Origin of the sequence: Staphylococcus sp. HL28 (genome assembly GCF_021117155.1) — a bacterium.
In the GTDB taxonomy this organism is placed as follows: Bacteria; Bacillota; Bacilli; order Staphylococcales; family Staphylococcaceae; genus Staphylococcus; species Staphylococcus warneri.
The window spans coordinates 1,221,831-1,233,592 of record NZ_CP088218.1; the positions used below are offsets into that span (position 1 = coordinate 1,221,831).

Annotated in this window: 10 protein-coding genes; all 10 read left to right on the plus strand. The window is 32.5% G+C overall.

Going from position 1 to position 11,762, the window contains the following annotated elements:
- The first annotated feature begins 160 nt into the window (after nucleotides 1-160).
- The 10 genes from LPC11_RS05970 (at nucleotide 161) to LPC11_RS06015 (ending at nucleotide 11,759) form a co-directional block, all read left to right on the plus strand.
- Nucleotides 161-1,300 (plus strand): cysteine desulfurase family protein, encoded by a 1,140-nt coding sequence (locus tag LPC11_RS05970; RefSeq protein ID WP_023372771.1) that lies wholly within the window; start codon nucleotides 161-163, stop codon nucleotides 1,298-1,300.
- A gap of 2 nt (nucleotides 1,301-1,302) precedes the next feature.
- A complete protein-coding gene (gene mnmA, locus LPC11_RS05975; RefSeq protein ID WP_015364942.1) occupies nucleotides 1,303-2,421 on the plus strand; it encodes a tRNA 2-thiouridine(34) synthase MnmA in 1,119 nt (372 codons plus the stop codon).
- 221 nt (nucleotides 2,422-2,642) lie between these two features.
- Complete coding sequence (locus tag LPC11_RS05980) at nucleotides 2,643-3,311, plus strand: tetratricopeptide repeat protein (RefSeq protein ID WP_023372767.1); 669 nt, start codon at nucleotides 2,643-2,645, stop codon at nucleotides 3,309-3,311.
- Nucleotides 3,312-3,315: 4 nt separating this feature from the next.
- Complete coding sequence (gene recD2 / locus LPC11_RS05985) at nucleotides 3,316-5,787, plus strand: SF1B family DNA helicase RecD2 (protein ID WP_104681464.1); 2,472 nt, start codon at nucleotides 3,316-3,318, stop codon at nucleotides 5,785-5,787.
- A 372-nt stretch (nucleotides 5,788-6,159) separates the two neighbouring features.
- Nucleotides 6,160-8,790 carry an alanine--tRNA ligase gene (gene alaS, locus LPC11_RS05990; RefSeq protein WP_231307385.1) on the plus strand — a complete coding sequence of 877 codons (2,631 nt, stop codon included), beginning with the start codon at nucleotides 6,160-6,162 and terminating at the stop codon, nucleotides 8,788-8,790.
- Between the two features lie 61 nt (nucleotides 8,791-8,851).
- Nucleotides 8,852-9,112, plus strand: a complete 261-nt coding sequence (locus tag LPC11_RS05995; RefSeq protein WP_002451822.1) for an IreB family regulatory phosphoprotein — start codon at nucleotides 8,852-8,854, stop codon at nucleotides 9,110-9,112.
- 6 nt (nucleotides 9,113-9,118) lie between these two features.
- Nucleotides 9,119-9,547, plus strand: a complete 429-nt coding sequence (gene ruvX / locus LPC11_RS06000; RefSeq protein WP_023372761.1) for a Holliday junction resolvase RuvX — start codon at nucleotides 9,119-9,121, stop codon at nucleotides 9,545-9,547.
- Between the two features lie 12 nt (nucleotides 9,548-9,559).
- Complete coding sequence (locus LPC11_RS06005; RefSeq protein ID WP_002466733.1) at nucleotides 9,560-9,868, plus strand: DUF1292 domain-containing protein; 309 nt, start codon at nucleotides 9,560-9,562, stop codon at nucleotides 9,866-9,868.
- Nucleotides 9,869-10,194: 326 nt separating this feature from the next.
- Nucleotides 10,195-10,833: an O-methyltransferase gene (locus LPC11_RS06010; protein WP_374101327.1), complete on the plus strand. Its 639-nt coding sequence runs from the start codon at nucleotides 10,195-10,197 to the stop codon at nucleotides 10,831-10,833.
- A 2-nt stretch (nucleotides 10,834-10,835) separates the two neighbouring features.
- On the plus strand, nucleotides 10,836-11,759 hold the full coding sequence (locus LPC11_RS06015; protein WP_023372757.1) for a peptidase U32 family protein: 924 nt from the start codon (nucleotides 10,836-10,838) through the stop codon (nucleotides 11,757-11,759).
- The last annotated feature ends 3 nt before the right edge of the window (nucleotides 11,760-11,762 follow it).

The window sequence follows — 11,762 nt, forward strand, 5'->3', positions numbered from 1 at the left end:
AGTTAAGTTTATAATTCAAGATTTAGACTAATACATATTATCAACTATAAGAATAAAATGTTAAAATTATACTAACTATATTTGTCAAACAGATAGGTAGAAAAATACGTTTCTAGGTGCTATTATAGGAACATTGATAATTTTGTGAGGAGTGTCAAACATGGAAGTTTATGCAGATTATGCTGCCACAACCCCAGTTAAAGCTGAGGTTGTAGAGGCGATGATGGATATATATCAATCTCATTATGGTAACCCATCTTCAATCCATTCAATTGGAAGAGATGCACGTAAATATTTAGATGAATCTCGTAGAACTGTGGCTAAATGTTTAGGAGCTAAACCATCAGAAGTCATCTTTACCAGTGGTGCTACTGAATCTAATAACACTGCCATAAAAGGTTTGGTTAAAGCTAATGAACATATTGGAAATCATTTAATCACTACTAAAATAGAACACCATTCTGTATTGCATGTGTTTGAGCAATTAGAACGTGAAGGTTATGATGTAACATACCTAGATGTAGATGATACGGGTGCTATTGATTTAGATCAATTAGAAGAAGTTATTACAGATAAAACGATTCTTGTTTCTATCATGTTTGTGAACAATGAGGTCGGAACGGTTCAACAAATGTATGATATTGAAGATATTGTTACCTCAACGAATGCATTATTCCATGTTGATGCAGTGCAAGCCATTGGTCATTTAGATATAGATTTTGATGATTTTAAATTTGACACAATGAGCGTCACTGGTCATAAATTTGGCGGTCCTAAGGGTGTTGGTGCCTTACTGGTAAGAGAAAACACACCAATCCAATTTACTCAACTTGGTGGTGAACAAGAAACAAAACGTCGTGCAGGAACAGAAAACTTAGCCCAGATTGTTGGCTTTGCTAAGGCGATTGAATTAGCTCAACAACATAGGGATGAAAATAATATACATTTAATGAATTTAAAAGAATTATTTTTAGTGAGTTTGCAAGAACGTGCCATTCCATTTGAGCTTAATGGTTCAATGGTTGATACAACAGGTCATATCATTAATTTATATTTTCCATTTATTGATGTGGAAACAATGTTAACACTGCTCGATTTAAGTCAAATCTATGTATCTTCTGGTTCTGCTTGTACAGCGGGGTCAACGACACCTTCACATGTGTTAGCAGCTATGTATGAAGATGAAGAAAGAGCTAAACATTCAGTGAGATTTAGTTTTAATGAAATGACTACAGAACAAGAAGTTAAATATATAGTTGCAGAAATTCATAAAATATATCATAAATTTAAGGAGGAATAGTCGTGACAAATCAAGATACGCGTGTAGTCGTAGGTATGTCAGGTGGTGTCGATAGTTCAGTAACAGCCCATCTATTAAAAGAGCAAGGCTATGATGTGATTGGCATTTTCATGAAAAATTGGGATGATACGGATGAAAACGGCGTTTGTACAGCTACAGAAGATTATAATGATGTTATAGCTGTTTGTAACCAAATCGGTATTCCATATTACGCAGTTAACTTCGAACAAGAATATTGGGATAAGGTATTTACTTACTTTCTAGACGAATATAAAAAAGGTCGTACACCAAATCCAGACGTCATGTGTAATAAAGAAATTAAATTTAAAGCATTTTTAGAACATGCTTTAAAATTAGGTGCTGATTACGTAGCAACAGGACATTATGCACGTATCAGAAGACATGAAGACGGTCATGTTGAAATGTTGAGAGGTATTGATAACAATAAAGACCAAACGTATTTTTTAAATCAACTTTCACAACAGCAACTTTCTAAAGTCATGTTCCCAATTGGTGATATTGACAAAAAACGTGTTCGTCAAATTGCTGAAGAACAGGATTTAGCTACAGCTAAGAAAAAAGATTCAACAGGTATTTGCTTTATTGGAGAAAGAAACTTTAAGACGTTTTTATCACAATATCTCCCAGCACAATCAGGTGATATGGTCACACTTGATGGTAAAAAAATGGGTGTGCATAGTGGCTTAATGTATTACACAATCGGCCAAAGACATGGTTTAGGTATTGGTGGAGATGGAGATCCATGGTTTGTAGTAGGTAAAAATTTAGAAGATAATGTGTTATATGTTGAACAAGGATTCCATCATGACGCATTATATAGTGATTATTTAATTGCCTCAGATGTATCATTTGTAAATGAACAAGATGTTGATTTAGAGAAGGGCTTCTATTGTACTGCTAAATTTAGATATCGCCAAAAAGATACTAAAGTTTTTGTTCAAAGAGAGAATAATGAAGCAATCAGAGTCACATTTGATGAACCAGTTAGAGCGATTACACCTGGTCAAGCAGTTGTGTTTTATAATGATGAGGTATGTCTTGGTGGCGCAACTATTGATGACGTTTATAAAAATTCTGGTCAATTAAGCTATGTAGTATAAAGTTTTGCCGTTAATTCATGGACATGGTTTTAGGATTAACGGCAATTTTTTTATTATATATCTTTAAAAGAATAGTATGTACGTTACTTAGTATACTTTTAAAAATTCATACATAACATGATAAAATATATTCAAACTAATTTTGAACGGTAATCATCAATTTTAACTAAGAAAGTATCAATAGTTATTCAACAATGGTATAAGGAGTTGTCTCATTAAGTATGATTGATCAAAAAACGATATACCAATTTATCAAAGAGGGTCAGTTAGAGGAAGCGTTAAAGGCTTTATTTGATAATATTGAAGAAGATCCAACAGTCACAGAAAATTATATTAATGCTGGAATAGTATTAGCTGATGCAGGTGAAATTGAAAAATCTGAACGCTTTTTCCAAAAAGCGATAACAATTGACCCTGAAAATGGCGCCATTTATTATAATTTAGGAAATGTCTATTATAATCAAGATCGATTTAAAGAAGCGGTTAAATTATATCAACAAGCCATGAAGTACAACATAGAACCAGTTGATTGCAACTACATGATAGGCATGTCTTTTAACCAATTAAATGCACATAAAGAAGCATTACCATTTTTAATGACCGCTGCAGAAAAAGATCACCAACAAGATACAGAAGTACAGTTTCAATACGGATTGGTATTATGTCAATTAGAAATGTTTGATCAAGCTATTAAACAATTAAAAATAGTACTATCTATCGATTCAAATCATGTTGACGCCATATATAACTTAGGACTTGCTACATATATGAAAAATGAGGACGTAGATGAAGCAATCGAATATTTCAACCAAGCGATTGATATTGATTCTGGTCACTTATTGAGTCAACACGCATTAAAAACGTTTACAGCAATTAAAGAAGAGGAGTAATACTATGACTGACCCTACACTATTTGATTATTCAATGATTAAAGGCACTGTCGAAGCTATTTTATTTCAAAATAGTGATAATTTTTATACTGTTTTAAAAGTGGATACGATTGAGACTAATGAATCATTTGATACGATGCCAACAGTAGTAGGGTTTCTTCCAAATGTTGTCGAAGGGGACGTTTATACGTTTAAGGGTCAAACAGTAGAACATCCTCGTTATGGGAAACAACTTAAAGCAGAAACATTTGAAAAAGAATTACCACAGACTAAAGATGCGATCATCAGTTATTTATCCAGTGATTTATTTAAGGGTATCGGTAAAAAAACTGCGCAAAATATAGTGAATACTTTAGGAGAAAATGCGATAAACGATATTTTGAATGATGCCAGTGTACTTGAAAAAGTTCCAAGTTTACCTAAGAAGAAACAAAAACAAATTGCTGAACAAATCGCTTCTAATCAAGAATCAGAGAAAGTAATGATTCGATTACATGATTTAGGTTTCGGTCCTAAATTAGCAAGTTCAATTTATCAATATTATGGTGCAGAAACATTAAATGTTCTGGATAAAAATCCTTATCAACTTGTGTATGACATCAAAGGGATTGGCTTTAATAAAGCAGACCAACTAGCACAAAAAATAGGTATTCAATTTGATGCCCCTGAGCGAATAAAGGCAGGCTTGTTATTTACATTAGAAGAAGAATGTATTAAACAAGGTCATACATATATGCCTCATGATCAAATTATTGAAGCAACATACAACGTATTAACCCAAAATAGTAATCATGATGATAATCAAATAAAACAAGAACACATTCAGCCAATGTTATTAGAGCTAAATGAAGAGAAAAGAATCATAGTTGATAATGAAAAAGTATCTATACCAAGTTTATATTATTCAGAATTGAAAAGTGTTCAAAATTTATACCGAATCAAAACGCATACTAACAAGTTGAAAGAAATAGAACAATCTGATTTACAAATTCATATTGGTGAAATAGAAACGAGTAATGAAGTAAGTTATGCAGAATCACAAAAGGAAGCTTTACAGACAGCTATAAATTCTAAAGTAATGTTATTGACAGGTGGTCCTGGTACAGGTAAAACCACTGTGATCAAAGGGATAGTTGAATTGTATGCAGAAGTTCATGGAATTTCTTTAGATTATGATGATTATCAGGAAGACGATTATCCTGTAGTTTTAGCAGCACCAACCGGTCGTGCATCGAAAAGATTACAAGAGTCAACTGGATTAGAGGCTATGACGATACATCGACTGATTGGTTGGAATCAAGACACACAACCAGAAGATATACTGGATAATGAAATTAATGCACGTCTCATCATTATTGATGAGATGTCTATGGTAGATACTTGGCTATTTCACCAATTTCTTAGTGCCGTACCATTAGATGCTCAAATTATTCTAGTGGGTGATGAAGACCAATTACCTTCAGTAGGTCCTGGTCAGGTGTTTAAAGATTTAATCGATTCTAAAACAATACCAAGAGTCAATTTAACAGAAGTTTATCGCCAACAAGATGGATCTAGTATTATTGAAATAGCTCATCGAATGAAACTTGGTCAACCTATTGATATTACACAACGATTTCATGATCGAAGTTTTATCAATTGTGGTACAGATCAAATTCCAACAGTGGTTGAGAAAGTAGTTAATAGTGCCGTAAATAAAGGCTATGATATGAGTGATATCCAAGTACTAGCACCCATGTATAAAGGTAATGCTGGTATTAAACGATTAAACCAAATATTACAAACCATTTTAAATCCAAAAGAAAAAGATACAAGAGAAATTGAGTTTGGTGATGTCGTATTTAGAAAAGGCGATAAAGTATTACAGTTAGTTAACCGTCCGAATGATAATATATTTAACGGCGATATTGGTGTAATTGTTGGTATATTTTGGGCTAAGGAAAATGCGTTAAATAAAGATGTCCTAGTAGTTGATTTTGAAGGGAATGAAATTACATTTACGCGCCAAGATTTACTTGAATTGACACATGCATATTGTACTTCTATTCATAAATCACAAGGTTCAGAGTTTCCGATTGTGATTATGCCAATAGTTAAACAATATTTTAGAATGTTGCAACGTCCTATTTTATATACAGGATTAACACGTGCGAAACAATCTTTAGTGCTATTAGGCGATCCACAGGCGTTTGATATTGGTTTAAATACAAATGGACAAAAAAGATTAACACAACTATACGATTTACTAAGCCAATACTTTAAAGAAAGTAAAATTGAAGACAATGAAAATGCAAATCTTAAAGACCAACATCAAGATACTCAAGTTATACACTTTGAAGATGAGCAAAGTAACGTAAAAGATCAAACTACATCCGATACATCAATGAGTATTGAATTATCTGAAGACACAATTTATCAAATTGATCCTATGATAAATATGGGAGAAATGTCCCCATATGACTTTGCTAAACGTTGACAATTGAAACCAATAAAATTAAAATAAACTTAAGTTCGCATAAAGATGAGTAGACAATTTTTAATATTAAGAGATGTACTGGTTGGTGAAAAGTACAATTAAAATTGTTGAACGCTACTTTGTGTCAATTTAATCATGAGACTAAAGTGATAAGAAACGGTTAGCATAATATAATCCTGTACTCTGGATTAACAAATTGCTATTTTCTATAAAAGCAGCATTGTTACTAACCCAACATCTTATAACTAGGGTGGTACCGCGACAACGTTCGTCCCTTTTTGAGGATGAACGTTTTTTGTTTACATTTAAACAATAGAACAGTTATACATTAATTGCATTAGCTCATAAATTAAATTCAGGGAGTGTAAGTGGATGAAAAACTTAAAAGCAAGTGAAATTAGACAAAAGTATTTAGATTTCTTCGTTGAAAAAGGGCATATGGTTGAACCATCAGCACCATTAGTACCTATCGATGATGATAGTTTACTATGGATAAACTCAGGTGTAGCTACTTTAAAAAAATATTTTGATGGTAGAGAAACACCAAAAAAACCAAGAATTGTTAACTCACAAAAAGCTATTCGTACAAATGATATCGAAAATGTTGGTTTTACAGCAAGACACCATACTTTCTTTGAAATGTTAGGTAATTTCTCAATTGGTGACTATTTTAAAAACGAAGCGATAGAATTTGCATGGGAATTCTTAACTAGTGAAAAATGGATGGGTATGGAACCGGAAAAATTATATGTAACGATTCATCCAGAAGATATAGAAGCCTATAAAATTTGGAATGAGAAAATCGGCTTAGAAGAAAGTCGTATTATAAGAATAGAAGGTAATTTCTGGGATATCGGTGAAGGACCTTCAGGACCAAATACAGAAATATTCTATGATCGTGGTGAAGACTTCGGTAAAGATGATCCAGAAGAAGAAATGTATCCTGGCGGTGAGAATGAACGCTACTTAGAAGTTTGGAATTTAGTTTTCAGTGAATTTAATCATAATAAAGACCACTCATATACACCATTGCCTAATAAAAATATTGATACTGGCATGGGATTAGAACGTATGACGTCTATCTCACAAAATGTACGTACTAACTATGAAACAGATTTATTTATGCCAATTATTAATGAGGTTGAACAAGTTTCTGGTAAAAAATACCTACAAAATACGGATCAAGATGTAGCATTTAAAGTTATTGCGGATCACATAAGAACAATTTCATTTGCGATTGCGGATGGTGCTTTACCTGCTAATGAAGGTCGTGGATACGTATTACGTCGATTATTAAGAAGAGCCGTTCGTTTCAGTCAAACATTGGGTATTAATGAACCATTTATGTATAAATTAGTTGATATTGTTGCTGAAATTATGGAACCGTATTATCCAAACGTTAAAGAGAAAAGTGAATTCATTAAGCGTGTAATCAAGTCTGAAGAAGAAAGATTCCATGAAACACTTGAAGAAGGCTTATCAATTTTAAATGGCTTCATTAGCCAAGCTAAAGAAGGTAACCAAGAAATCAATGGTAAAGACGCATTTAAACTTTATGATACTTATGGTTTCCCAATTGAACTTACTGAAGAATTAGCAACTCAAGAAGGTTTAACAGTTGATATGACAACTTTTGAATCGGAGATGCAACAACAACGAGATAGAGCACGTCAAGCACGTCAAAATTCACAATCAATGCAAGTTCAAAGTGAAGTATTAAAGAACATTACCACAGAAAGTCATTTTGTTGGTTATGATACAACAGACTATCAAACAGAATTGATTCATTTAATTCAAAATGGAGAAGAAGTTGATAAAGCAGATAGTGGAGAAACGATTTACTTTATGCTAAAGGATACACCGTTTTATGCAGTAAGTGGTGGACAAGTTGCAGATAAAGGTACCGTAAGCAATGATCATTTTGAAATCGCTGTAACTGAGGTAACTAAAGCACCAAATGGTCAAAACCTACATAAAGGTACAATACAATTTGGGCAAGTTACTAAAGGATCTGAAGTAGATGCTAGTGTCAATAAAGACGAGCGTCGTTCTATTCAAAAAAATCATAGTGCGACACATTTATTACATGCAGCATTAAAAGAAGTTTTAGGCGATCATGTTAATCAAGCAGGCTCATTAGTTGAACCTAATCGTTTGAGATTTGACTTCTCACACTTTGGACAAATGACTCAAGATGAAATCAACCAAGTTGAAAGACGTGTTAATGAAGAGATTTGGAGAGGTATTGACGTTCGAATTCAAGAAATGAATATTGATGAAGCAAAAGCAATGGGTGCGATGGCTTTATTCGGTGAAAAATACGGTGATGTTGTAAGAGTAGTAAATATGGCTCCATTTTCTATTGAATTATGTGGTGGTATTCACGTAGAGAATACAGCAGAAATAGGGTTATTCAAAATAGTAAGTGAATCTGGTACTGGTGCTGGTGTAAGACGTATAGAAGCCTTAACTGGTAAAGCGGCATTCTTATATCTAGAACATATTCAAGAACAATTTAATTTAGTTAAAGAATTAGTTAAAGTCAAAACTGATGATCAAGTTGTAGATAAGATTACACAAATTCAAGATGAAGAAAAATCATTAATTAAGCAATTAGAGCAAAGAGATAAAGAAATCACATCACTTAAAATGGGCAATATCGAAGATCAAGTTGAAACTATTAATGGATTAAAAGTTTTAGCCACAGAAGTAGATGTGCCAAATGCTAAAGCAATTCGCTCAACAATGGATGACTTTAAGTCTAAATTACAAGATACAGTGATTATTCTCGCAAGTAATGTAGATGGCAAAGTATCTATCATCGCTACTGTGCCAAAAGATCAAACAGACAAAATTAAAGCTGGTGACATTATTAAAAATATGGCACCAATTTTAGGTGGTAAAGGTGGTGGCCGTCCAGATATGGCTCAAGGTGGCGGAACACAACCAGAGAACATCACAGAATCATTACGCTTTATTAAAGATTACATTAAAAATATATAATTTAATCTGAACTTCGTGTAGAATAAAATAGAATCAATTTATGAATTGAAGGAGTGACGAGATGGAAAACTTTGATAAAACAATGAAATTCAAATATGAAGATATTCCAGAAGAAGATGTCAAATCAGTATTAGAAAATGTCCACCGAACTTTAGAAGAAAGAGGCTATAATGCCGTCAATCAAATCGTAGGATATCTACTATCAGGCGATCCGGCCTATATTCCACGTCAAAATGAAGCTAGAAATCAAATACGTCACATTGACAGAGATGTGATTATGGAAGAACTTGTTTCAAATTATTTATCTGAGTCTAAAGAATAATTATATATGTTAAAACATAAAATACTCGGATTAGACGTAGGTAGCAAAACTGTAGGTATTGCGATTAGTGATTTAATGGGTTGGACTGCTCAAGGTTTAGACACACTCCGTATCGATGAAAATAATAATGAATTAGGTATCGAGCAACTCGTAGATATCATTAAGAAACATGGTGTTGGTACAGTAGTTATCGGATTACCTAAAAACATGAACAATTCTATTGGATTTCGTGGAGAAGCTTCGTTACAATACAAAGAGAAACTACAAGAAGCGTTACCATTTATAGAAATTATTATGTGGGACGAGCGATTAAGTACAATGGCTGCTGAAAAGTCATTACTTGAAGCAGATGTTTCAAGGCAAAAAAGAAAAAAAGTAATAGATAAAATGGCCGCAGTATTTATATTGCAAGGCTATTTAGATTCTATTTCATAAAGGAGAAATAAAATGACTGAACATAATCACGATACAGAATTAAATATTAATAATGAAGAGGAACTTTTAACATTATATGATGAAGAAGGAAATGAAGTACTTTATCGTAAGATGTTAGAATTCTATCACCCTGAATTTAAAAAAGAATATGTTGTGTTAGCTGAAGAAGGCGCACAAACAGATGAAGATGATATGATTGAATTAGTTCCAATGATTAATGAACCTGATGAATCAGGTGATGGTGGTAAATTAGTTCCAATCGAAACAGACGAAGAATGGGACATGATTGAAGAAGTAGTTAATACTGAAATTGATGAATAAGTACTAGAGTAATAAAGTAAAAAATACGCCTTATGTGAAGACATCAACATGTCAGAGCATAAGGCTTTTTTAATCATTAATAAACTTATTCTGAAATTTTAACTTTGAGTCGTACCATTAAGATTTATACTTATAATCACGATGAAATTATGGTAAAATATTTAGAGTTAAATATTATACGCATCGTTTTAATATACAACGATTATATATTTGTGCGTTGTTGTAATCAGTCAAATTCATTGATTTATACATTAAATCAATACATAGACTGATTTATTTTATTGCCTTATAAATTTGTAGTTATTTTACACAAAGGAAGTCGTTTTATAATGGATACAAATCATTCATATATTCTCAATTTACATAAAACAAATGACAATCATATAGAAGCCTTACGAGAATATGCAGTTAATCATCAAGTGCCTATCGTCGACCGTAATACACTGGAAATGATTAAACAAATCATTCGTATAAACCATACAACCCGTATTCTTGAAATCGGTACAGCAATTGGATATAGTGCTATGCAATTTGCTTCAGTATCGGACGATATTCAAGTAACTACAATCGAAAGAAACTCAGAAATGATTCATCAAGCTAAATCAAATATTTCAGATAACCATTATTCTAATCGAATACGTCTTATTGAAGGAGATGCTTTAGAACAATTCGATAAAATTAAAGATCAAACATTTGATATGTTATTTATCGATGCAGCAAAAGCGCAATCAAAGAAATTTTTTGAGTTATACACTCCCTTACTGAGAGAAGGTGGTATTGTTATTACTGATAATGTACTTTACCATGGCTTTGTTTCAGACATAGATATTGTAAGATCAAGAAACGTACGACAAATGGTAAAAAAAGTTCAACAATTTAATGAGTGGTTAATGCAACAAGACGGCTATACAACAAACTTTTTAAATATGGATGATGGATTAGCAATTTCAATAAAAGGAGAATGACTATGCCAGAATTACTAGTTACTCCTAAGTCACTAACACATATGGAAACACTAATAGACATAGGTGCGGATGCATTTGTTATTGGTGAACAAAAATTTGGTTTACGACTTCCAGGAGAATTTAATCGTGAAAATATGACAAAAGCTGTGACAATAGCACACAATAATAATAAAAAAGTGTATGCCGCAGTTAATGGTTTATTCCATAATTATCATTTAGCTGCTTTAGAAGATTATATTCAATTTTTACATGAAATACGTGTAGATAGAATTATATTTGGTGATCCAGCAGTTGTGATGTATGTAAAACAACAGTCCAATCCAATACCATTACATTGGGATGCTGAGACATTAGTTACTAATTATTTCCAATGTAATTATTGGGGGAAAAAGGGTGCATCTAGAGCCGTCTTAGCAAGAGAATTAAGTCTTGAAGAAATTCTCAATATTAAAGCGCATGCCGACGTTGAAATCGAAGTCCAAGTGCACGGTATGACTTGCATGTTTCAATCAAAAAGAATGTTATTAGGTAATTATTACACATTCCAAGATAGACAAATGAAAATTCAACGCAGTGATAATCAAAATGATTTATTACTTTATGATGAAGAACGTGAAAATAAATACCCGGTATTTGAAGATTACAATGGCACGCATATTATGTCTCCAAATGACATATGCCTTATAGAGGAATTAGAACCATTTTTTGAAGCAGGCATTGATGCATTTAAAATAGATGGTATTTTACAAACTGAAGAATATATAAACGTTGTTACGCAACAATATCGTGAAGCAATTGATCTTTATTATGAAGACCCTGAGACATATGAAGATGAAAAATTTATGCTTGTAGACCCAATCGAAGAGATTCAACCAGAATATCGTCCATTTGATGAAGGTTTCTTATTTAAGCATACAGTATATTAGGAG